28 protein-coding genes are annotated in these 19,448 nt (G+C 45.2%); 9 read left to right on the plus strand and 19 right to left on the minus strand.

Features of this window, described 5'->3' with window-relative positions; genetic code table 11:
- Window positions 1–27 precede the first annotated feature (27 nt).
- Together nagB and nagA are read left to right on the plus strand one after the other, a co-directional pair.
- Window positions 28–831, plus strand: coding sequence for a glucosamine-6-phosphate deaminase (gene nagB, locus CKV74_RS02220; protein ID WP_095176677.1), 804 nt, complete (start codon window positions 28–30; stop codon window positions 829–831).
- A gap of 39 nt (window positions 832–870) precedes the next feature.
- Window positions 871–2,025, plus strand: coding sequence for an N-acetylglucosamine-6-phosphate deacetylase (gene nagA, locus CKV74_RS02225; protein WP_095176678.1), 1,155 nt, complete (start codon window positions 871–873; stop codon window positions 2,023–2,025).
- A gap of 219 nt (window positions 2,026–2,244) precedes the next feature.
- Here the strand turns inward: nagA and CKV74_RS02230 are convergent, their stop codons facing one another.
- From CKV74_RS02230 to CKV74_RS02265, 8 genes are all read right to left on the minus strand, one after another.
- Window positions 2,245–3,645 (minus strand): DHA2 family efflux MFS transporter permease subunit, encoded by a 1,401-nt coding sequence (locus CKV74_RS02230; RefSeq protein WP_007242610.1) that lies wholly within the window; start codon window positions 3,643–3,645, stop codon window positions 2,245–2,247.
- A complete protein-coding gene (gene mobB / locus CKV74_RS02235; protein WP_007242694.1) occupies window positions 3,638–4,147 on the minus strand; it encodes a molybdopterin-guanine dinucleotide biosynthesis protein MobB in 510 nt (169 codons plus the stop codon). Before mobB ends, CKV74_RS02230 begins: the two co-directional genes overlap by 8 nt.
- Before the next feature lie 158 nt (window positions 4,148–4,305).
- The gene (locus tag CKV74_RS02240) at window positions 4,306–4,746 is read right to left on the minus strand and encodes a SoxR reducing system RseC family protein (RefSeq protein WP_007242735.1); all 441 of its coding nucleotides are present in this window, start codon (window positions 4,744–4,746) and stop codon (window positions 4,306–4,308) included.
- Window positions 4,740–5,507 (minus strand): class I SAM-dependent methyltransferase, encoded by a 768-nt coding sequence (locus CKV74_RS02245; RefSeq protein WP_095176679.1) that lies wholly within the window; start codon window positions 5,505–5,507, stop codon window positions 4,740–4,742. The genes CKV74_RS02240 and CKV74_RS02245 overlap by 7 nt, the downstream gene beginning before the upstream one ends.
- Window positions 5,489–6,580 (minus strand): tRNA (uridine(54)-C5)-methyltransferase TrmA, encoded by a 1,092-nt coding sequence (trmA, locus tag CKV74_RS02250; RefSeq protein ID WP_007242623.1) that lies wholly within the window; start codon window positions 6,578–6,580, stop codon window positions 5,489–5,491. The genes CKV74_RS02245 and trmA overlap by 19 nt, the downstream gene beginning before the upstream one ends.
- Window positions 6,581–6,632: 52 nt before the next feature.
- Window positions 6,633–6,971: a MaoP family protein gene (locus CKV74_RS02255; protein WP_095176680.1), complete on the minus strand. Its 339-nt coding sequence runs from the start codon at window positions 6,969–6,971 to the stop codon at window positions 6,633–6,635.
- Between the two features lie 55 nt (window positions 6,972–7,026).
- On the minus strand, window positions 7,027–7,632 hold the full coding sequence (dsbA, locus tag CKV74_RS02260; protein WP_095176681.1) for a thiol:disulfide interchange protein DsbA: 606 nt from the start codon (window positions 7,630–7,632) through the stop codon (window positions 7,027–7,029).
- Between the two features lie 9 nt (window positions 7,633–7,641).
- Window positions 7,642–7,908, minus strand: coding sequence for a YihD family protein (locus CKV74_RS02265; RefSeq protein WP_007242630.1), 267 nt, complete (start codon window positions 7,906–7,908; stop codon window positions 7,642–7,644).
- A 59-nt stretch (window positions 7,909–7,967) separates the two neighbouring features.
- On the opposite strand from CKV74_RS02265, the gene mobA reads away from it, so the two are divergent.
- Complete coding sequence (gene mobA, locus CKV74_RS02270; RefSeq protein ID WP_007242711.1) at window positions 7,968–8,555, plus strand: molybdenum cofactor guanylyltransferase MobA; 588 nt, start codon at window positions 7,968–7,970, stop codon at window positions 8,553–8,555.
- A gap of 90 nt (window positions 8,556–8,645) precedes the next feature.
- Here mobA and fabR read toward each other — a convergent pair whose 3' ends face one another.
- A complete protein-coding gene (gene fabR, locus CKV74_RS02275) occupies window positions 8,646–9,272 on the minus strand; it encodes an HTH-type transcriptional repressor FabR (RefSeq protein ID WP_095176682.1) in 627 nt (208 codons plus the stop codon).
- A 3-nt stretch (window positions 9,273–9,275) separates the two neighbouring features.
- The gene (gene oxyR / locus CKV74_RS02280; protein ID WP_007242689.1) at window positions 9,276–10,187 is read right to left on the minus strand and encodes a DNA-binding transcriptional regulator OxyR; all 912 of its coding nucleotides are present in this window, start codon (window positions 10,185–10,187) and stop codon (window positions 9,276–9,278) included.
- A 132-nt stretch (window positions 10,188–10,319) separates the two neighbouring features.
- On the opposite strand from oxyR, the gene pgdx reads away from it, so the two are divergent.
- A complete protein-coding gene (pgdx, locus tag CKV74_RS02285) occupies window positions 10,320–11,045 on the plus strand; it encodes a hybrid peroxiredoxin PGdx (protein ID WP_095176683.1) in 726 nt (241 codons plus the stop codon).
- Window positions 11,046–11,123: 78 nt separating this feature from the next.
- On the opposite strand, the gene CKV74_RS02290 is transcribed toward pgdx, so the two are convergent.
- Entirely contained in the window at window positions 11,124–11,438 is a 315-nt protein-coding gene (locus CKV74_RS02290) for a DUF5389 family protein (RefSeq protein ID WP_007242634.1), read from the minus strand.
- Between the two features lie 50 nt (window positions 11,439–11,488).
- Between CKV74_RS02290 and CKV74_RS02295 the strand changes: the two genes are divergently transcribed.
- The 3 genes from CKV74_RS02295 (at window position 11,489) to mazG (ending at window position 14,260) form a co-directional block, all read left to right on the plus strand.
- Window positions 11,489–12,331 carry a rhomboid family intramembrane serine protease gene (locus tag CKV74_RS02295; RefSeq protein WP_007242753.1) on the plus strand — a complete coding sequence of 281 codons (843 nt, stop codon included), beginning with the start codon at window positions 11,489–11,491 and terminating at the stop codon, window positions 12,329–12,331.
- Between the two features lie 9 nt (window positions 12,332–12,340).
- Entirely contained in the window at window positions 12,341–13,096 is a 756-nt protein-coding gene (locus CKV74_RS02300; RefSeq protein ID WP_095176684.1) for a DeoR/GlpR family transcriptional regulator, read from the plus strand.
- Window positions 13,097–13,462: 366 nt separating this feature from the next.
- Entirely contained in the window at window positions 13,463–14,260 is a 798-nt protein-coding gene (gene mazG, locus CKV74_RS02305) for a nucleoside triphosphate pyrophosphohydrolase (RefSeq protein WP_095176685.1), read from the plus strand.
- 143 nt (window positions 14,261–14,403) lie between these two features.
- On the opposite strand, the gene deoC is transcribed toward mazG, so the two are convergent.
- From deoC to CKV74_RS02320, 4 genes are all read right to left on the minus strand, one after another.
- On the minus strand, window positions 14,404–15,060 hold the full coding sequence (gene deoC, locus CKV74_RS02310; RefSeq protein WP_007242682.1) for a deoxyribose-phosphate aldolase: 657 nt from the start codon (window positions 15,058–15,060) through the stop codon (window positions 14,404–14,406).
- Between the two features lie 88 nt (window positions 15,061–15,148).
- Complete coding sequence (locus CKV74_RS10455) at window positions 15,149–15,310, minus strand: hypothetical protein (RefSeq protein ID WP_164703778.1); 162 nt, start codon at window positions 15,308–15,310, stop codon at window positions 15,149–15,151.
- A gap of 64 nt (window positions 15,311–15,374) precedes the next feature.
- On the minus strand, window positions 15,375–15,815 hold the full coding sequence (mioC, locus tag CKV74_RS02315; RefSeq protein WP_007242750.1) for an FMN-binding protein MioC: 441 nt from the start codon (window positions 15,813–15,815) through the stop codon (window positions 15,375–15,377).
- A 54-nt stretch (window positions 15,816–15,869) separates the two neighbouring features.
- Window positions 15,870–16,088, minus strand: coding sequence for a cell division protein ZapB (locus CKV74_RS02320; RefSeq protein ID WP_007242614.1), 219 nt, complete (start codon window positions 16,086–16,088; stop codon window positions 15,870–15,872).
- A gap of 140 nt (window positions 16,089–16,228) precedes the next feature.
- Here CKV74_RS02320 and glpX point away from each other — a divergent pair, with 140 nt between their 5' ends.
- Both glpX and CKV74_RS02330 read left to right on the plus strand, forming a co-directional pair.
- Window positions 16,229–17,242, plus strand: a complete 1,014-nt coding sequence (gene glpX, locus CKV74_RS02325) for a class II fructose-bisphosphatase (RefSeq protein ID WP_007242755.1) — start codon at window positions 16,229–16,231, stop codon at window positions 17,240–17,242.
- Between the two features lie 69 nt (window positions 17,243–17,311).
- Window positions 17,312–17,743 (plus strand): HI_0559 family membrane protein, encoded by a 432-nt coding sequence (locus tag CKV74_RS02330; protein ID WP_095176686.1) that lies wholly within the window; start codon window positions 17,312–17,314, stop codon window positions 17,741–17,743.
- A gap of 3 nt (window positions 17,744–17,746) precedes the next feature.
- Here the strand turns inward: CKV74_RS02330 and tusB are convergent, their stop codons facing one another.
- Genes tusB through CKV74_RS02350 form a run of 4 tightly spaced genes read right to left on the minus strand, consistent with a single transcriptional unit; the run spans window position 17,747 to window position 19,441 of the window.
- Window positions 17,747–18,031 carry a sulfurtransferase complex subunit TusB gene (gene tusB / locus CKV74_RS02335; protein ID WP_007242660.1) on the minus strand — a complete coding sequence of 95 codons (285 nt, stop codon included), beginning with the start codon at window positions 18,029–18,031 and terminating at the stop codon, window positions 17,747–17,749.
- Window positions 18,032–18,039: 8 nt separating this feature from the next.
- Window positions 18,040–18,399, minus strand: coding sequence for a sulfurtransferase complex subunit TusC (gene tusC, locus CKV74_RS02340; protein ID WP_007242761.1), 360 nt, complete (start codon window positions 18,397–18,399; stop codon window positions 18,040–18,042).
- The gene (gene tusD / locus CKV74_RS02345; RefSeq protein WP_007242707.1) at window positions 18,396–18,776 is read right to left on the minus strand and encodes a sulfurtransferase complex subunit TusD; all 381 of its coding nucleotides are present in this window, start codon (window positions 18,774–18,776) and stop codon (window positions 18,396–18,398) included. The genes tusC and tusD overlap by 4 nt, the downstream gene beginning before the upstream one ends.
- On the minus strand, window positions 18,776–19,441 hold the full coding sequence (locus CKV74_RS02350; protein ID WP_007242730.1) for a helix-turn-helix transcriptional regulator: 666 nt from the start codon (window positions 19,439–19,441) through the stop codon (window positions 18,776–18,778). The genes tusD and CKV74_RS02350 overlap by 1 nt, the downstream gene beginning before the upstream one ends.
- Between the last annotated feature and the right edge of the window lie 7 nt (window positions 19,442–19,448).

Consider the following 19,448-nt stretch of genomic DNA (forward strand, 5'->3'; position numbering starts at 1 on the left):
CCCGCTTTATGTTAGCGGAGGAACATTATGCGCCTTATTCCATTATCCACCGAAGAACAGGTTAGCCGTTGGGCAGCGCGCCATATTGCCGAGCGGATCAATCATTTTCAACCGACCGCCGAACGCCCTTTTGTGCTTGGTCTACCCACCGGTAGTACGCCATTAAAAACCTATCGGGAATTGATTGCGTTATATCAGGCAGGGCAAGTCAGTTTTAAACATGTGGTCACTTTCAATATGGATGAATATGTCGGTCTACCGCAAGAACATCCGGAAAGTTACCATAGCTTTATGTACAACAATTTCTTCAACCATATTGATATCCAACCGCAAAATATCAATATTCTCAACGGTAATACCGATGATCACGATGAAGAATGCCGTCGTTATGAAGCAAAAATTAAAAGCTACGGTAAAATTCACCTATTTATGGGTGGCGTTGGTAAAGACGGTCATATCGCATTTAATGAACCGGCTTCCTCGCTGAATTCCCGTACCCGTATCAAAACCCTAACGCCGGATACCTTAATCGCCAACTCACGTTTTTTTAATAACGACATCAACCAAGTGCCACATTACGCTTTAACTATCGGGGTTGCCACCCTATTGGATGCGGAAGAGGTGATGATCTTAGCCACCGGCCACCAAAAGGCTCTCGCAGTCCAGGCGGCGGTAGAAGGTCCAATCAACCATTTATGGACGGTCAGCGCGCTACAAATGCATCGGCATTTCATGCTGGTTTGTGACGAGGCGGCATTACAGGAACTCAAAGTCAAAACCGTCAACTACTTTACGAACCTAGAAAAGCACGCCATTCACAGCGTACTATAAGCGCCTTTTTTAGGCTGCGAATTTAACGAGGAAGAATAAATGAAATATGCCCTAATCAACGGCGTAATTTATACGGAAAACGAAGTATTGCGCGATTATGCGGTGCTGATTGACGGTGAGCAAATTGCCGCCCTCATCCCGCAAAATGAGTTACCGGCAGGAATTGAAGTCATCGATCTGCAAGGGAAAAACCTCACTGCCGGCTTTATTGACCTGCAACTGAACGGTTGCGGCGGTGTGATGTTTAATGATCAAACCTCAGTAGAAACCTTGGAGATTATGCAGGCGACCAACTTAAAATCAGGCTGCACTTCTTTCCTACCGACCTTTATCACCGCGCCCGATGAAGATATTAAAAAAGCCATTGCAGTGATGCGTGATTATCTTGCCAAACATCACAATCAAGCCCTTGGCTTGCATTTGGAAGGTCCTTATTTAAGCCGAGAGAAAAAAGGTGTGCATCGCGAAGAATACATCCGCGAAATTACGCCGGAAATGAAGGATTTTTTATGTGAAAACGCAGATGTAATTTGCAAACTCACCGTTGCCGCGGAAAATCCGACCATTAATTATTTAGCCGATTTTATAGATGCCGGTATTTTGGTGTCCATCGGCCATTCCAATGCCGATTATGCCACGGCTAAACGGGCTTTCCGCCAAGGCGCCGGATTTGCTACCCATTTGCACAACGCCATGTCACCAATCAGTTCAGGACGAGCTATGGGCGTGGTAGGTGCGGTGCTAGATAGCGATGTCTATACGGGGGTTATCGTTGATGGCGTACACGTGGATTTTGCTAATGTTCGCTTAGATAAACAAATTAAAGGCGATAAATTATGCATCATTACCGACTCCTTAGCCGCCGCAGGCGCCGATGCCTCGCTGCAAAGTTTTACCTTTGTCGGTAAACCAATTTACGTGAAAGACGGCCGTTGCTTTGATGCCAACGGCACCATTGCCGGTGCATCCATCACCATGATGGAATCGGTCAAAAATGCGGTGGAATTCGTTGGTATCCCACTGGCTGAAGCCTTGCGCATGGCCAATCTATATCCGGCTCGCGCCATTGGTATGGCGGATAAGTTCGGTTCAATTAAGGCCGGTAAAGTTGCCAATTTGGCAATATTCGATGGTAATTATCAGGTGCATGCCACTGTGTTAAATGGCCATTGGCAAGCGCATTCCGTCGCTTAGATCCTCACAAGGCACACCAGCTCCGGTGTGCCTTTGTACCTTTCATCAGCTCCCCCGCCAATAACAGAAATGTCACATTTAAAATTAATTTTTAAAACATACTCAATAAAATCAATGAGTTATACTTGATTTTAGCAAAAACTTTGATTTCCGAGGGGGCGTTTTGATGTCACAAACCTGAATAATAGAATGGGCAAGTGATGTTGCTCACTTGCCATATTAGGATTTTTTATGTTTTTTGCGTAGGCCGTCACCATCGCTACGACGTAAATAGCACAGCACCCAAATCAACAACAAGGCAAACACACTAGAAGTCAAAAACGTGTAGCTGAAGGCCTGTTGTAACGCTTCGCCTTGATTGCCGATGACATTGCGATAGAGCAATAAAATAATTGAGGAAACCGCAATCCCGAAACCGATCCCCACTTGCTGTACAATACTCAACAATGTAGAGCCTGCGCCCGACTGCTCAGCGCTTAAATCCCCCACCGTGAGCGTATTTATGGATGTAAAAATCATCGACATGCAGGCGCCATAGGCCATTAAATTAACCACAATCCACACCAAGGGCGTACTATCATCTAACAAGGCCATGCCAATAATCGATACAGTCATCCCTGCAGAGGCCGCAATCAGCGTAGTTTTATAACCAAAACGATTGAGAATGCCGCCAATAATAGTTTTGAAAATCACCGACATAAACGCAATCGGTGCCAATAGCCAACCGGACATTTCTGCGTTGTAACCAAAGGATAGCTGGAACATCAAGGGTAATAAGAAGGGTACGGAAGAACCCGATAAACGAATCAGCATATTGGCAGAAATGCCAAGCCGAAAAGTGCGTACATCAAATAACGACAGCGGTAAAATTGCCTGAGGGCTCCCTTTGGCGTACAGGCCATAAGCGACTAGCAGCGCGATACCACTGAATAATGCCCCGTAGGTCAGCCTAGGTGAAGCCCGGCTTTCGCCCATTAAATCAAGTCCGAAGGTTAGCCCCGTCAGGCCGCAGGCAAATAGTAAAAAGCCATACCAATCCAGCCTCACATCCTGCTGTTTGCTGTCGCTCATCACCAATCCGGCCGCCCATAACCCCACCAGACTAATTGGAATATTGATCAGGAAAATCCAATGCCAACCGGTGTGGGTGACTAACCAACCGCCTAAAATCGGCCCAAGAATCGGCCCAATCAGGCCGGCTGTAGCCATTAGGTTCCAAGCATTAATCAGCTGTTTCTTAGGCACATTTTGTAAGATCGCCAAACGCGCCACCGGCATCATAAAAGCGCCGCCTAAGCCTTGCAGTACACGGGCTAAGACGAGTTGATTAAGGGTTTGAGAAAAGGCACAACACAGGGAACCCAGGGCGAAAGTAAAAACAGCGGCACGAAATACCCGCAATGTGCCGAATCTATCCGCGGCCCATGCGGTTAATGGAATAAACAAAGCTACGGCAAGGGAATAGGCAATTACCGCCATTTGCATTTCTACAGCGGGTTCATGCAAATCAAGCGCGATGGTTGGCAACGCAGTATTTAAAATGGTGGCATCTAAACTTTGCATAAAAAGCGCCATTGCCGCCACCCAAGCCAATCCGCGATAGTCTTTGGCCTCACCCATTAAATTGGTTTCTCCAGTGCAAAATAAAATCGGCAATTTGCGCAATTTGATTGATATCCAATACTGGAACCGAGCTTTCTAATGGATAATCGGTAGCCAGCGCAATCACATTCTCATCAATCTCCGGCAAGGGTTTAGTCATTCCCTGGCGATGCAACAAAATCTTAGCAATCGGCTCTTGTTTAAAGCCTTCCACTAAAATTAAATCGGTTAATCGCGGATCGAATTGGGCGCTTAAATAGGCCAGCGAAACCGGTTGTGGTGTTTCCGTCATCAATGCCCAACGCTGATCACAAGCCATAATCACTTGCGCGGCGCCGGCCTCCTTCATTCGCCAGCTATCTTTGCCCGGTTTATCAACTTGGGCGTTATGGTGGCTATGTTTGATCACCGATACCCGCAATCCTTTTGCGGTTAATTGGGGAATCAGCTGTTCCAATAAGGTTGTCTTACCGCTGCCACTATAGCCGGTAATGCCGAGGAAAGGAGGATGGATTGTCATAATAAAGCGCCCTAAATATAAAACAAAACCCCGAAGGTTCGGGGTTTTATATTAAGGGATTTTTGGTAACACAAAAACCATAAATCGGTTTTATTTTTCTGTAACTATGATATTCGCAATATTTGCCCTTTAAATGACAATAAACACCGAGCTGATGCTTATGACAATACCCGTAATAATGTTGGTTGGAATTCGCTTTGTTGGCCTAGCTTGCGGGTATATTTCCTGATAGCCCCAAATGCTAATGCAGTGACAAACACAATCACGGTGGCACGAATTAATTCACTTTCCGTCAAGTATGTAGAAAGCAAGGTCGCGGCCAGCAGGGTAAAAAGCGGTACGATATACATTAAGAGTGCAGAGAACAGCATAGATTTTTCTTCCAACCCAATTTCCACTCGTTGTCCTATGCGCAATGGAGTAATGGTTTCTAAGATAAAAACATGTTCTCCCCGTTTGCCGTTTAGTTCGCTAAGGGAGGCTGTGCCACAGGCATTTCTGGCGGAACAAGCGCCACAGGCGCTTTGTGACTGACATTTCACCCGGGCAAGACCGGTTTCCGCATCATAGCTCACAACAACCGCACTTTCTTTTAGCATTGCGCTTCTCCCATATAAATATCAAAGCGGTGATTTTTAGTTTCCCGACTGACATGGGGTGCTTTTTGCGCTAAAAATTCCGCATAATCGGGGCGTTTCACCACTACCCGTTTACGGGCTAATTGTAGCGCAGGTGTCAAGAGTTCATCGGCATCCAAATCTGCACCGACCAAATGTTGGAATACCCGCATTTCTTTTTTGACTAGGGCGGATTTTTGCTTGTGCGGATACATTGGATCCAAATACACCACATCGGCACTATCGACTTGTGGATTGAGTTCAGCAATATGATGAATATCCAGCAGGCGCATATTTTGTTGCATCATTTCACCTATTTCCGCATCCTGATAAGCGCGTTTCAGACCATCCTGTAATAGCAAATACACCACCGGATGACGTTCTACCAAACGTACTTGGCAGCCAATAGAGGCCAAGACAAAAGCATCTCGACCAAGTCCTGCTGTAGCGTCAATTATACTAGGCAATTCTGCACCCTTAATGCCTACGGCTTTAGCAACAGCTTCGCCACGCCCACCGCCAAATTTACGACGATGAGCCATTGCACCGGCAACAAAATCCACAAACACATCGCCCAATTTAGGCTCATCCAGTTTACGCAAGGCTAGGTGGGTTTCGGTTTGTACTAGGGCAAGAGAGCTTTCGCTGCAATGCTCGATCCCCAAAAGAGCGCAGAGTGCTGCCAATTCCGACAAAATTCCCGCTTCGGTAAGCAATTGGATTTTTATTTTCTCACCAGCCATACGCCGCTTTCCATATGCTCCGTATAAGGGAATTGATCAAACAGCGCCGCCTTTTCAATGCGGTGGGTTTGGCTTAGGGTTTGTAAATTTTCACAAAGGGTATGTGGATTGCAGGAAATATACAAAATACGCTCGTAATTTTGCACCAGTTTCACTGTTTCCGGATCAAGTCCGGCACGTGGCGGATCGACAAAAATCGTATTGCATTGATAGGCTTTCAAATTAATACCCTTTAAGCGATTAAACTCACGTACGCCGTTCATTGCTTGGGTAAATTCTTCCGCCGACATGCGGATAATTTGCAGATTATCTACAGCATTTTCTGCAATATTAAATTGTGCGGCGGCAACCGATGGCTTGGCAATTTCGGTAGCAAGCACTTTGCGGAAATTTTGCGCAAGGGCGATAGAAAAATTGCCATTACCGCAATACAGCTCCAATAAATCGCCTTGCGAACCTTGGGTGCAATCAATCGCCCACTCCAACATTTTGCAATTCACCGCGGCATTTGGCTGGGTAAAACTGTTTTCCACTTGACGATACACATAATTACGCCCTTTCACCGGTAACACTTCATCGACAAAATCCTGTTCTAAACAGATTTTTTGTTTACTCGCGCGCCCAATCAGCTGCACATCAAAACCAAGTTGTTGTAATTCACCTTTCAGGCCTGCAGCAGCGCTTTGCCATTCTTCGGTTAATGGCTTGTGATAAAGCAAACTGACAATAATTTTATTGCTAAGCGTGCTTAAATAATCGATTTGAAAGAGTTTTTTATGTAGCACGTCCTGCGTTTTTAACAACGGCAGTAAGGTTTGCATCATGCGATTGATCAATTTGCTGGCAATTGGGAATTCATCCACCCGATAGCGTTGCAATGTACTTTGATCAAACATGATGTGGTAAAAATCGCCCTGATCATGCCAAATACGAAATTCCGCACGCATCCGATAATGGCTGGTTGGTGAATCAAACACAGCGATTGCTGGGGCGTTAAAAGGCTGCAATAGAGCGGTTAGTTTTTCAGCTTTTTTGTGCAGCTGTTCGCGATATTGGGAAATTGGGAGTTGCATGTTTTTTTGAGAATAAGAAAAGGCAGGCTTCCGCCTGCCTTAATGAAATGAATTAGTCGCCGGAATAATCTTCGTTACCGGAAGCATCGGCAGTCACATCGCCGGATAAGGTATAAACCCGTTTAGCGGTGTTAATACGGGTACGGTATTTATTCCAGGTTTTTTCGAAGAAGGTTTCCGGAGCGCGTTCACCGCGGCAAAACGCCACGAAAGCTTTCTCTTCTTTGGTTGCCGGTTCGCGCAAAGCTAAATCCAATGCGTGAAATGCCTGTCCGTATTGCTCTAATACTTGGGATTCTTTAATTGTGTAATCACCGTGACGGGAAAATCCGCGCGGATAATTTTTGTCGTCAAAAAAACGACGGGTTACGCTAAAACTTGCAGCAGCCATAGTCTCTCTCTTCTTCGTGGTCATTTTTTGGGGTGGGCATTAAACCAATTTTTACTTATTTTTGCAATAAGCCGGTAACGGTTTCCACGTAATCTTTCACGAAATCATCGTAATTTAATCCTTCCGGATTCACACGATATTTTCCATTCACATAAAAATCCGGTACGCCGCGAATATTAAATTGGGTTGCCGCATTTTCTTGTTTTTTCACTAAACCGTTCACCGCAAAGCTATTGATGTTGCTATCAAATTGTTCCGCTGTGATCCCCTGTTGTAAGAAAATATCGCGAATATCCGCCATGGATCTTAAACTATCTTTTTGTGCCGCTTCGAATAGTGGAGCTTTCACTTTAGCTTCAACCCCTAACAATGTTGCCAACGCCCACGCACGGGTTAAGTTTTCCGATTCGCGGCCTAAGAAGTTAACGTGATATTGTTTAAATACGGCATCTTTTGGCAATGCCTGTGCTACTTGCTGCGGAATATGGTATTCCATTTCAAAGGCATAGCAGTGTGGGCAATAGAAGGAGAAAAATTCAATCACTTCTTTTTGTTCAGTAGCTTGTTTGCTTACCTGAACATATTGTTTGCCTTCCTGTAAATCAGCAGCGAAAGCATTAACGGAAAAAAGAACAGCTGCAATAGCAAAGAGTTTTTTCATATTATTTCCTTATTTGATAATACCGCGGGCTTTTAACAATGCGGTTTTAAAGTCTTCTTCATAATCTTTTTTGATGCCGGGAATCGGCTCAAATTTATCGGTACCGTGCATTTTTAACTGATAAATAATCACTTCATCGGATAATTCAGCTACGGGTTTATCAAAGCCTGCTTCATCAGCAATTTTTTGCAGAATCTGCAAGAGGCTTAAATCGGGGTCTTTAGACCAGTAAGGTTGTAAAAGTTCCAGTACTTCATTTAGGCGTTTACATTTCATTGCCATTTCCTTTTAAATAGACAAAAATAAGGCCCGCATCATACTGCAGAGAATTCATTATGACAACGACAATCAGCGCGGTAATCTTGGCAGGCGGATTGGCCCGCCGCATGGATGGGCGCGACAAAGGTCTGCAATCACTCGCCGACCAACCACTTATTAGCCATGTAATTGCACGTTTAGCCCCGCAAATCAAAGCCATTGCGATTAATGCCAACCGACATCATGACGAATACGGCCGTTTCGGCTATCCGGTATTTAGCGATGAACTGCCCGATTTCCAAGGCCCCTTAAGCGGCATGCTAAGTGGGCTTAAGCGAGCCACAACCGATTGGGTCTTGTTCGTGCCTTGCGATAGCCCTTATTTCCCCATCAATCTGGCGGACAAACTGCAAGCGGCGGTTGCCACTCATAATGCCCCTTTGGCCTATGCACAGGATGAGGAACGCGAACATCCCACCTTTTGTTTAATGTCGGTTCAATTACAAGCGGCCTTGCGGACTTATTTGGCGGGCGGGGGGCGCCGTTTGCTGGAGTTTATGCGGGAACATGGCGGAATCGCAGTCTCTTTCAGTACAGAGGAAGGGCGTTTTGTGAATTTCAATACCCTAGCAGACCTGCAAACCGCTAGCGAAACGCCTCAATGAAAATCAAAGTTTTTGCAAAAATGACATGTAACCCATTGATTTTATTAGAGTTGCAATAAAAAAGGCCTATTCGGCCTTTTTTCTATTGAATTATTTGTGTCGTAACATCTTTTCCTTGTGTGCAGCAAAATCGCCGCCCTTAGTTAGCATACGCAATTGCAGAATTAAACGCTCTTTCAGCCGTTCCCGTTCGCTTTTCCCCATATCCAAAGCATTTGCTCCGGCGGTGAAAACGATGGTAACAATGCCCTCCGCCTGCACGTAAGCAAGATATTGGGAATAGTCATTTTTCTTAGCAATATATTCCGCCAATTCATCGACAAAATGTTTAATTTCCCGCGCTGCCGCCGTGCGGAATGCCTGAGAGGTACCGGAACTTTCACGCAATAACAAGCGAAAAACGTTGGTGTTGTGGGTGATAAATTCAAAGAAGGTATCGATCGATACGATAATCACGCTACCGCCCGCATCAATCCGTTTGCGCGCCTGACGCATCAATTGACGCAACATTAATCCTGCTTCGTCCACCATTTCCAAGCCCAATTCATCCATATCGCTGAAATGACGATAGAAAGAGGTCGGGGCAATGCCGGCTTCGCGAGCCACTTCGCGCAGGCTTAGGTTGGAAAAACTTTTTTCCGCACTTAGCTGGTTAAATGCCGCATCAATTAAGGCGCGGCGGGTTTTTTCTTTTTGAATTGCGCGAATCCCGGCCATAGCTTACTCCGACAGTTGATTTGCAAGAATACGTTTTACTGCATTCCCGACAACTTGGCCAACGCGCTCATAACGATTGCGTAACGGCGAACCCGGACGATAAACCAAGGCAATTTGACGTGCCGGTGCCGGGCTGTGACAAGGAATATAGTTTACGCCTTTGCGCGAACCTTCGTTGAGTACCGCCAATTCCGGCATTAAGGTAATCCCCGCATTGGCTGCCACCATGTTGCGCAGGGTTTCCAGGCTGGTGGCTTGGAAATGCGCATTTTCTTTGGCTCCGGCGGTAAAACAATAATCCATCGTTTGATTACGCAGACAATGGCCGTCATCCAACATTAACAATTCATGTCCTTTTAATTCGCCCATGGCAACGGTTTTTTCATTTGCCCAAGGGTGTTTTTCAGAAACGGCCAAGAGCATTTTTTCTTCAAAGATCGGCACTTCGATAAAAGGCTCGGTTTCCGGTACACGAGCCAAAATGGCGCAATCCAAACGACCGGTTTCTAATTGTTCCAATAATTGATGGGTTTGAGCCTCATAAAGGAACACCTCCAATTCCGGGAATGCCTCTTTTAAGGTTGGTACAATATAAGGCAATAAATACGGCCCCACGGTCGGAATCAAACCAATATGCAATGGGCCGGTCATTTCTTTACCTTGATTGCTGGCCATTTCTTTTAATAATTTGACCTCACGCAGGATAGTCCGCGCCTGTTCAACCAATAGCATCCCCGATTGGGTAAATAACACTTTACGACTGGTACGTTCCAGTAAAATAATGCCTAATTCGTCTTCCAATTTACGGATTTGACCGCTTAGGGTTGGTTGGCTGACATTACAGGAATCAGCCGCACGACGGAAATGTTTGAATTCGGAAAGGGCAACGAGATATTCAAGATCACGGATATTCATTTGCTTCTCTTCTTTATAGAATGTAACAATTAAAAGGATAGAATTAATTGATTGTGACTATACCACAAAAATCCTTATAATCCACCACAGATTTACAGGCAATTAAACCTCAAACAAAAGGAGTATTCGATTATGTCTAATATGGAAGGTAAAAAAGTCCCTCAAGTGACATTCCGTACCCGTCAAGGGGATAGCTGGGTCGATGTAACCAGTGCCGATTTATTTGATAACAAAACCGTTGTGGTATTCTCCCTTCCTGGTGCGTTTACCCCAACTTGCTCTTCTTCCCATTTACCGCGTTACAACGAATTAGCGCCGGTATTCAAACAATATGGTGTTGACGATATTTTAGTGATTTCCGTTAACGATACCTTTGTAATGAATGCGTGGAAAGAAGATGAAAACGCCGAAAACATCACCTTCGTACCGGATGGTAATGGTACCTTCACTGAAGGTATGGGCATGTTAGTCGACAAAGACGACTTAGGCTTCGGTAAACGCTCTTGGCGTTATTCCATGCTAGTAAAAAACGGCGTGGTAGAAAAAATGTTCATCGAGCCAAATGAGCCAGGCGATCCGTTTAAAGTTTCCGATGCTGACACCATGTTGCGTTACATCGCACCGGATTACAAAGTGCAAGAATCCATTGCCATCTTTACCAAACCGGGTTGTCCTTTCTGTGCAAAAGCAAAACAACTTTTACATGAAAAAGGCTTAAGCTTCGAAGAAATCGTACTTGGTCATGATGCGACAATCGTCAGCGTACGTGCTGTTTCCGGTCGCGCCACCGTACCACAAGTATTTATCGGTGGTAAACATATCGGCGGTAGTGACGATTTGGAAAAATATTTCGCGTAGGAAAGTTTTTTGATTATTTAAATTTTAGGAACATTAAGCAAAATGCGGGTTTTTACCCGCATTTTTTATTGCTGAACATTATAGCCCGAAGCCTATCGTACAAATACCAATCAGCGCTGCCCAAAATAACAGGATAGCCCCCACCAATAACTGCACCGCCAACGCATGCTTATGCTGTTCCAATTTATACAGCAGACGCGCAATAATCGCCAAAAGAAAAGGATAAAGCCAAAAAAACAACGAAAATGTATTTACCTGCCAATCACTCAAACTCGGATTTTTGGCAAAGTTGGTAGAAAGCAGAATGCCTAAGGGAGAAAGTAAAACCGGCAAACACAGCACGGCAATCCCCCACACAAAGGGGCGAAACCCGTCGATCGGTTGTTTTTTCATGGTAATCCTTTATGATAAAAGCCTATTTTTAAGGCCGTGGAATATAACAAATGCAGTTTTTATTTGGTAGTGAATTTGAAGCACCGCTGCTGACTTTTCGCGATTATATTAAATTGAAATATGCAGAACCACTGCACCTGGAAAAACAGCTTTCCCAACAAGGCATTCCGATCTATTCCCTCTTTCTGCAAAGCGACAGCCCGCATTTCTCTGCGATTATGCAAGAATCTAAACAATTTATGCAAAACCCTACGGCCACCCAATATAGCGAAGCTAGCTGGCAAAATGGCGATTTGTCTGCACATCCTCAAAATCCATCGCACAATTATGAATGGCTTAAAAACGGGCCCGTCACATGCTGTATTACTGCGCTGTGCCTGATTGTTTACATATTGCAATCGCTCGGCTTTGAAGAACCCATCATGGATTTATTCCATTATCCGGCCGGTCCTTATGAAGATAGCGAATTATGGCGCTATCTTAGCCATACATTAGTCCACCTCTCACTACCGCATATTCTTTTTAACCTAGCCTATTTTTGGCTATTTGGTGGGGCGATTGAACAACGTTTCGGTAGCCTCAAGTTGCTCTTGTTAAGTCTCACAGCAGCCATTATCAGCGGCATTTGCCAAAATTATGCAACCGGCCCGGATTTCTTTGGCCTGTCCGGCGTGGTCTGTGCGGTATTGGGATATGTCTTATTGATTGCCCGTTTAAAACCCCACACCTTCGAACTACCAAGCGGTTTCTTTTCGATGCTATTAGTCGGTTTAGCTATTGGGTTTATTAGCCCATTATTTGGAATTTATCTTGGTAACAGCGCCCACATTTCAGGCGTAATATTAGGAGTAGCTTGGGGATATTGGGATGCCAAAGTGCATTTAAAAATATAAGGAGCCCTGATGAAACAGTCTCTGCGACATCATAAAATTATCGAACTAGTGCGCCAAAAAGGCTATTTAAGCACCGAAGATCTGGTAGCGACCTTAGCCGTTAGCCCACAAACTATTCGCCGTGATCTTAATGTATTGGCCGAGTTGGATCTGATCCGCCGTCATCATGGCGGTGCTGCCAGCCCTTCTTCGGGAGAAAATGCCGATTATGGTGAACGTAAGCAATTCTTTTCCCGCCAAAAAAATGCCATTGCCCAAGAGGCGGTAAAGCTTATTCCTAACGGCTCTTCACTATTTATTGATATCGGCACCACACCAGAAGCGGTCGCTCACGCACTCTTAGCACACGAGCGACTGCGCATCGTCACCAACAATCTCAATGCCGCCCACTTATTACGCCAAAATAAGACCTTCGATATCACCATGGCCGGCGGTTCATTACGTAGTGATGGCGGAATTATCGGTGAAGCAACAGTAAATTTTATTTCCCAGTTCCGCTTAGATTTCGGCATTTTAGGGATTAGCGCCATTGATGTGGACGGTTCATTATTGGATTACGATTATCACGAAGTGCAGGTAAAACGAGCGATTATCGACAGCTCACGACAAACGCTATTGGTAGTCGATCACTCCAAATTTACCCGTCAGGCAATGGTACGTTTGGGGCATTTAGAGGATGTGGATTATTTGCTCACCGACGAATTACCCAATGCAATTGCAAAAAATCTGCAAGACTCTTCCACTAAAGTCATTTTGTGTCGCTAAATTAAGATGCGGTCATAGGACTTGCATCCTATGACCGCGGTGAGGGCATCCCTGCCAATCCTTGCTGTATTTCAAGACCACTCTGCTGAAATGGTGTTGGTGAGACCAAATATTGAGATTCCTTTGAATCGGTTATTATAAAGAAGCGATAAGTAAAGCAAGGGGAGCTTGACTTGAAGAGTGAAGATAACTGCGCTTAACAGTTCAAGAGGAGTACGACGGAACCCTTCCTAATCGTTGATTATGTTATACGCCTGATAGTCTAGCGGTAAAAGTAATTGAGGGATAAAATGTGACAACAATCACATTTTAATTATCATTTTGCTTAAAAAATAAACACATTTCATTATTAAATAGGAGCTAAAAATGGCCTATTCCATTGAGGATTTTGTGCAACTAATCGCCCGTTTACGCGATCCAAACGGCGGCTGCCCTTGGGATTTAAAACAAAATTACCAATCCATGATCCCTTGCCTAACGGAAGAAACCTACGAAGTCATCGAAGCGATTGAACGTAACGACATGGCCAACCTACGCGAAGAACTGGGAGATTTATTGCTACAAAGCGTCTTTTTCAGCCAATTAGCCACAGAAGACGGCCATTTCACCTTTGCCGATGTGCTTAATGATGTCGCCGAAAAAATCGTGCGCCGCCATCCGCATGTCTTTGGCGATGCCTCTGCGGGCAATGAAGAAGAAGCACTAGCACGTTGGAATAGTATTAAAGCCACGGAAAAAACCGCTCAAACCGCCAATGAATCCATTTTAGACAGCGTCCCGCGCGCATTTCCGGCGTTGCTGCGGGCACAAAAATTGCAGAAAAAATGCGCCAAATTTGGCTTTGACTGGAAGGATGTGCCATTGGTATTGGAGAAAGTGGAAGAGGAATTAGCGGAAGTGAAAGCCGAAATGACTCGTACGCCACAGGATCCGGCATTATTGGAAGAGGAATTGGGCGACTTACTATTTGCCACGGTGAATTTGGTGCGCCACATGAAATTCGATGCCGAAGATACTTTGCGCAAAGCCAACAACAAATTTGAACGTCGTTTCCGAGCGTTAGAAAAAATGGTTCATGCCCAAGGTAAAACGCTTGAAATGCTTTCCCTATGCGAAATGGATATTCTCTGGGACGAAGTCAAACGCCAAGAAAAAGATCTTTAAAGCAATGCTAATAAAATCAATGACTTACACATCATTTTAGCAAAAGCTTTAAATTCCGAGGGAGCGTTTTTAATGCATTTCCAGACAAAGTATTCGCTTAAATAGCAAACGGCCGTCATACGACGGCCGTTTTTATCGCTGAATTATTCAGCCAATCCTTCCACAATAGCAATCCCGGCACTCGCGCCAATACGGGTGGCCCCCGCCTCAATCATCGCTAACGCGGTTGCTGTATCACGAACACCGCCGGAGGCTTTCACGCCCAAATCGCCGACCGTCGCCCGCATTAAACGAATATGCTCTACGGTGGCACCGGCGCGGTTAAAGCCGGTGGAAGTTTTCACAAAATCCACACCAAGTGCTTTACAAATTTCGCAGACCTTCACAATTTCCTCATCGGAAAGCAAGCAGGTTTCCAAAATCACTTTCAATAACACGCCTTGGCAAGCCTCTAAAACCGCTTGAATATCAGCTTTCACTGCGTCCCAATCGCCCGCCTTAGCAAGCCCGACATTAATCACCATATCGATTTCGCGTGCACCGGCTTCAATCGAGGCACGAGTTTCAAACGCCTTCACCGAACTCAAATTAGCTCCCAACGGAAAACCCACCACCGTGCAAATCTTCACATCCGAGCCGGCCAATTGCTGCTTGGCCAACGGAATATAAGCCGAATTCAAACAAACCGAATAAAAACCATATTGCTTGGCTTCATTGCACAGCTGAATAATATCCGCAGGTGTCTTATCCGCACTTAACGCAGTGTGGTCGATATATTGGGCTAATTGATGACGATTCATAACAAACTCCTTTTAAAATATAAAAAAGCGCATAGCCAATGCCATACGCTTATTATTTTAGGGGATTTTTCATCAAGCTGCTTGGGATTTATAAGGTTTCAGCTGAAGAATTCAGATTAAACCATTGCCGCATATCAATTCCCGATACAATGAATGTCATCAAATCTGAGAGCAAGCTCCCAAACGCTCCCTTAAAAAACAGAGTTCTTTCCAAGATAACACCTAACTCATTGATTTTATTACCATTCATTTAAAAACCTTTTTCAAGACAATAAAAAAGCATCCCGAGGGATGCTTTGTTGTTTGAAATGATATTAATCGGCTAATGTGGCAGTAAAATTTGGGAGCCAGTCGGCGGCGTATTGTTCGTGATCATCGACGTTAATTACATCGATTTTTAGGCTGTCGCATAAACGTTGTGCGCCTTTTTCAGCCAAGAGGTTTTCTAAATGGCGGACGGCGTAGCAGAAGGTGTCGTAATCGGAATTGCCAAGGCCGACAATTGCGTAGCGCAGTTGGCTGAAATCGGCATCGGATGCGGCAACTTGCTGGTAAAAGGGCTTAAGATTATCGGGTAATTCTCCGGCGCCATGGGTAGAGGTAACAATCAACCAAACCGCTGCATTCACCTCGCTTAATTGTGGGCCGGCTAGTAGATCGCAGGAAAATCCTTGTTCGCCCAATTCATCGGCCAAGCGCTCGGCCACATATTCCGCACCGCCTAGGGTGCTGCCGCTAATAATGGCAATTTGCATGTCTGCTCCTAAAAGAAAAGGCTTAGATTTTCTAAGCCTTTATGTGTGAAACGATTAAACGTTATCAAATTTACCCAACAAGGAACGAATGTGTTCTTGCCAGTTGCGGTGTTCATTTTTCAGTTGTTCGTTTTCATTTCTTAACGCTTCTACCGCTTGTTGAGATTGGCCGTTTTGCTCTTTTAATTCTTCCACTTCAAGTTGTAATAACTGAATGGTTTCTACCGCTTGTTTAATTTTATCTTCAAGCTGATCTAAGATTTCTAAAGACATAGTGATTTCCTTTTAAATAAGTCCGAAACGGCGCTCATTCTACCGATTTCACCATCTTTTTTAAAGGGCAATGACAAAATTTATTAAGCAATCGTTTTCGTGGTGTTAGAATAGGCCGATTTTTTGACAGGAGAACCATTATGAATCGTGCATTAGCCATTGAATTTTCAAGAGTTACCGAAGTTGCTGCGTTGGCCGCCTATAGCTGGTTGGGCCGCGGTGATAAAAATGCGGCCGATGGGGCGGCAGTGAAAGCAATGCGTTATATGCTGAATCTCATCCATATGGATGGTGAAATTGTGATCGGCGAAGGGGAAATTGATAATGCTCCGATGCTGTATTGTGGCGAAAAAGTCGGCTCTGGCAACGGCGAGTTGATTTCCATTGCGGTGGATCCAATTGATGGCACCCGCATGACCGCCATGGGTCAAGCAAATGCTATTTCCGTATTGGCCGCAGGAGGCAAACGCACGTTCCTACAAGCACCGGATATGTACATGGAAAAATTAGTGGTTGGGCCGGAAGTAAAAGGGATGATTGATTTATCCCTGCCGATTGAACAAAACCTGCGCCGTACCGCTTCCCGCTTAGGGAAATCCCTTTCGGATCTCACTGTGATGGTACTTGCCAAACCGCGTCATGATGCCGTCATCGCACAAATGCACGATCTCGGTGTACGTGTCTTGGCTATTCCGGATGGTGATGTGGCAGCCTCTGTGCTGTGCTGTTTGCCGGATGCCGAAGTGGATATGGTGTATGGGATTGGCGGTGCACCGGAAGGTGTGGCTGCTGCCGCTGCAATTCGGGCGTTGGGCGGTGATATGCAGGCACGCTTGTTAGCACGCGATCAGGTGAAGGGCGATAGCGAAGAAAACCGTCGTTTGGCCGCGGAAGAAACTGCTCGTTGTGAAAAACTGGGGGTTGCGATTAATCAGGTATTGAAACTGGAAGACTTGGTACGCGACGATAATTTAGTGTTCACCGCGACCGGTATCACCCATGGTGAATTGCTCAAGGGAATTTCTCGTAAAGGCAACCTTGCTACAACCGAAACCCTGCTAATCCGAGGTAAATCCCGCACCATTCGGAAAATCCAGTCGATTCACTACTTAGATCGCAAAGATTCGGAAATTTACAAAATTCTGAATCAGTAGTTCTCAGCCATTTGGTCAAGGGCGCCCTAACTGCTACAATGGCGCCCTTTTTAATTTCGGAATACATGTATGGCAACACGTCCTTATTTCAAAACCTTATTGGTCTTTCCTTTGCTGACCCAATTGCTGGTAACAATCGTGCTCTTTTTTACTACAGAGTTTGATGCCACAGACGGTATGTTAAGCAAACTGGCAATGGCAGCGTTAATGGCCTTGGCAGTAGCAACATTACCGGCCTTACTTATCGCCTTATGGGTTCGCACCCACCGCTACGCCCGTTATGCTTTAAAAGGTATTGTATTGATCGCCTTTTTAATTGGTTTTTTCTACACCAATATCAGCGCGGTAGTCTATTTAACGTTCACCGATGAAGAGATGGGATTTGCTGCTTGGCTAGCTGCGGGCGGTGTGGAATTGACTCTGATGATTGCCGTGGGATTTTCGCTCTATTCCGTATTGGTGCTGCCGTTATTGCTCCCGAAAACCCGACCGGCAGCCTAAGTATCATAGGGCGATTTGCGGAAAATAGGTTTCGCTGACGGAAACAAGCGCCGGATAGTCGATCACCTCAATGGCCAATTCGGTATAACGCTCCAACAAGCCTCGGGCACGCACATCGGGCTCTAAGGCAAATAATTTAATGCCGGATAGTGGTAGTAAAGTGGGATGATGCAAGGGTAAATACACGCCATCCTGCCATAGCACCACTGCATCATCGGCCGTGAGTCCGGCAAACCAATGATTTAATTCTGCGACTGAATAATGGGCTTGGGAAAAGGTGTATAGCATCGTGTTTCTCAGAAAGTAAATATCTTTTCGGCTTGTTGCAATTGCGCCATCCACTCCGACCGAGGCAAGACTTGGCAAGCTAAAACCAATTCATCTGCACGCAATGAGAATTGCGCCAAAGAATCAGCGCAAATAAAGCGCTGTTCAATATCGTATAAATCCAACAACTTAAACATTTTAGCCACATCCTTTTGCAAAATGGCTGTGGGTTCTTGGTTGCTGAGCAAATTCAGAATACCGTCTTCAACGAAAAATACCCCAATATCCGTTTCATCACAAAATGCGGTGGCGGCTAACAGGGCATCCAGTCCTTCCCGACTAATACTGCGACCGTGGGGGGCGGTGCGAAAAATAAAAGCCAATTTCATAGCGTAATCACCCGATCAACCGCAAGAGACGCCATCATAAACTCTCCTAGCCCGACAATGGCAAAACCTTCAGCTAAATTCGTGGACGAATCCGCACGAGCCGTTTGCGCATCCACAACACCACGTCGTTGCGCGGCGGCGACACACAAACCGAGCGGAATTTGCCATTCGCGACTTAATTGCTGCCAAGCTTTCACCATATCGAATTCATCATTGGCGGGATAAACCAAGCCGTTGCCGTTAGAAACTCCCTCTTGGAAAAAGAAAATCTGCCGAATACGATGTCCTGCCTGCAATAATGCCTGCGCAAATTGATAGGCGCTATAAGCACCTTGGCTTCCGTAGGCCGGACTTTTCACGGAAATCAAATAATCCATTATTCAAGCTCTTGGCGAATTTGACGAATATATAAATACACGGTGTGGCGGGAAATGTTTAAGCGTTCAGCAACCAAATTGATGGCATCTTTAATATCAAAAATACCTTTCTCATAAAGGGATACGACAATTTGGCGGTTTTTATTGTTGTTGGCTACCAAGCGATCCGCATTGACTTCTTCGATGGTTTTTTCCATGGTTTGCGCCACCAAATCTTCCACCGAACTGGCAAAATTCACCGGGGAGGTTTCGCCATGGCTTTCCTTTGGCAAAAAGGCCTGCATAAACTGTGAAACCGGCACATCCAAATTAATGTTAATGCACAATAAACCGATAATCCGCTGACGGCTATTACGAATGGCGATAGTCACCGACTTCATTAGCACATTGCCCTTGGCGCGGGTGAAATAAGGCTGAGAGACATTGTCGCTCTGCATATTGCGCAATGATTTCAGCGCCAAATCGGTAATCGGCGAACCAACCCGTCGATTTGTATTATGGCCATTGGCAATGCAAATTGCGGAATGCTCGATATCTTCCAAGGAGTGCAACACGATTTCACAATGCTCTCCAATCAGCGCACTGACTCCATCAACCACCGCTTTATAAGAAATAAGAATAGCGCGGTCTTCGTCCGTAAAAGGTTGTTTATCGGTTAATAACATAACGATT

Source organism: Haemophilus pittmaniae, assembly GCF_900186995.1.
GTDB classification, from domain to species: Bacteria; Pseudomonadota; Gammaproteobacteria; order Enterobacterales; family Pasteurellaceae; genus Haemophilus_D; species Haemophilus_D pittmaniae.

Excerpts from the sequence above, each read along its gene's own strand:
- tusC (WP_007242761.1), bottom strand. The coding sequence starts at position 18,399 with ATGAAATTGGCTTTTATTTTTCGCACCGCCCCCCACGGTCGCAGTATT.
- oxyR (WP_007242689.1), bottom strand. The coding sequence starts at position 10,187 with ATGAATATCCGTGATCTTGAATATCTCGTTGCCCTTTCCGAATTCAAA.
- nagB (WP_095176677.1), top strand. The coding sequence starts at position 28 with ATGCGCCTTATTCCATTATCCACCGAAGAACAGGTTAGCCGTTGGGCA.
- CKV74_RS02350 (WP_007242730.1), bottom strand. The coding sequence starts at position 19,441 with ATGTTATTAACCGATAAACAACCTTTTACGGACGAAGACCGCGCTATT.
- CKV74_RS02240 (WP_007242735.1), bottom strand. The coding sequence starts at position 4,746 with ATGCTAAAAGAAAGTGCGGTTGTTGTGAGCTATGATGCGGAAACCGGT.
- CKV74_RS10455 (WP_164703778.1), bottom strand. The coding sequence starts at position 15,310 with ATGAATGGTAATAAAATCAATGAGTTAGGTGTTATCTTGGAAAGAACT.
- mobA (WP_007242711.1), top strand. The coding sequence starts at position 7,968 with ATGACAACGACAATCAGCGCGGTAATCTTGGCAGGCGGATTGGCCCGC.
- trmA (WP_007242623.1), bottom strand. The coding sequence starts at position 6,580 with ATGCAACTCCCAATTTCCCAATATCGCGAACAGCTGCACAAAAAAGCT.
- CKV74_RS02320 (WP_007242614.1), bottom strand. The coding sequence starts at position 16,088 with ATGTCTTTAGAAATCTTAGATCAGCTTGAAGATAAAATTAAACAAGCG.
- CKV74_RS02290 (WP_007242634.1), bottom strand. The coding sequence starts at position 11,438 with ATGAAAAAACAACCGATCGACGGGTTTCGCCCCTTTGTGTGGGGGATT.
- mazG (WP_095176685.1), top strand. The coding sequence starts at position 13,463 with ATGGCCTATTCCATTGAGGATTTTGTGCAACTAATCGCCCGTTTACGC.
- tusB (WP_007242660.1), bottom strand. The coding sequence starts at position 18,031 with ATGCTATACACCTTTTCCCAAGCCCATTATTCAGTCGCAGAATTAAAT.
- dsbA (WP_095176681.1), bottom strand. The coding sequence starts at position 7,632 with ATGAAAAAACTCTTTGCTATTGCAGCTGTTCTTTTTTCCGTTAATGCT.
- tusD (WP_007242707.1), bottom strand. The coding sequence starts at position 18,776 with ATGGATTATTTGATTTCCGTGAAAAGTCCGGCCTACGGAAGCCAAGGT.
- fabR (WP_095176682.1), bottom strand. The coding sequence starts at position 9,272 with ATGGCCGGGATTCGCGCAATTCAAAAAGAAAAAACCCGCCGCGCCTTA.
- nagA (WP_095176678.1), top strand. The coding sequence starts at position 871 with ATGAAATATGCCCTAATCAACGGCGTAATTTATACGGAAAACGAAGTA.
- CKV74_RS02330 (WP_095176686.1), top strand. The coding sequence starts at position 17,312 with ATGGCAACACGTCCTTATTTCAAAACCTTATTGGTCTTTCCTTTGCTG.
- CKV74_RS02295 (WP_007242753.1), top strand. The coding sequence starts at position 11,489 with ATGCAGTTTTTATTTGGTAGTGAATTTGAAGCACCGCTGCTGACTTTT.
- mioC (WP_007242750.1), bottom strand. The coding sequence starts at position 15,815 with ATGCAAATTGCCATTATTAGCGGCAGCACCCTAGGCGGTGCGGAATAT.
- CKV74_RS02230 (WP_007242610.1), bottom strand. The coding sequence starts at position 3,645 with ATGGGTGAGGCCAAAGACTATCGCGGATTGGCTTGGGTGGCGGCAATG.
- glpX (WP_007242755.1), top strand. The coding sequence starts at position 16,229 with ATGAATCGTGCATTAGCCATTGAATTTTCAAGAGTTACCGAAGTTGCT.
- mobB (WP_007242694.1), bottom strand. The coding sequence starts at position 4,147 with ATGACAATCCATCCTCCTTTCCTCGGCATTACCGGCTATAGTGGCAGC.
- CKV74_RS02245 (WP_095176679.1), bottom strand. The coding sequence starts at position 5,507 with ATGGCTGGTGAGAAAATAAAAATCCAATTGCTTACCGAAGCGGGAATT.
- CKV74_RS02300 (WP_095176684.1), top strand. The coding sequence starts at position 12,341 with ATGAAACAGTCTCTGCGACATCATAAAATTATCGAACTAGTGCGCCAA.
- CKV74_RS02265 (WP_007242630.1), bottom strand. The coding sequence starts at position 7,908 with ATGAAATGTAAACGCCTAAATGAAGTACTGGAACTTTTACAACCTTAC.
- deoC (WP_007242682.1), bottom strand. The coding sequence starts at position 15,060 with ATGAATCGTCATCAATTAGCCCAATATATCGACCACACTGCGTTAAGT.
- CKV74_RS02255 (WP_095176680.1), bottom strand. The coding sequence starts at position 6,971 with ATGGCTGCTGCAAGTTTTAGCGTAACCCGTCGTTTTTTTGACGACAAA.
- pgdx (WP_095176683.1), top strand. The coding sequence starts at position 10,320 with ATGTCTAATATGGAAGGTAAAAAAGTCCCTCAAGTGACATTCCGTACC.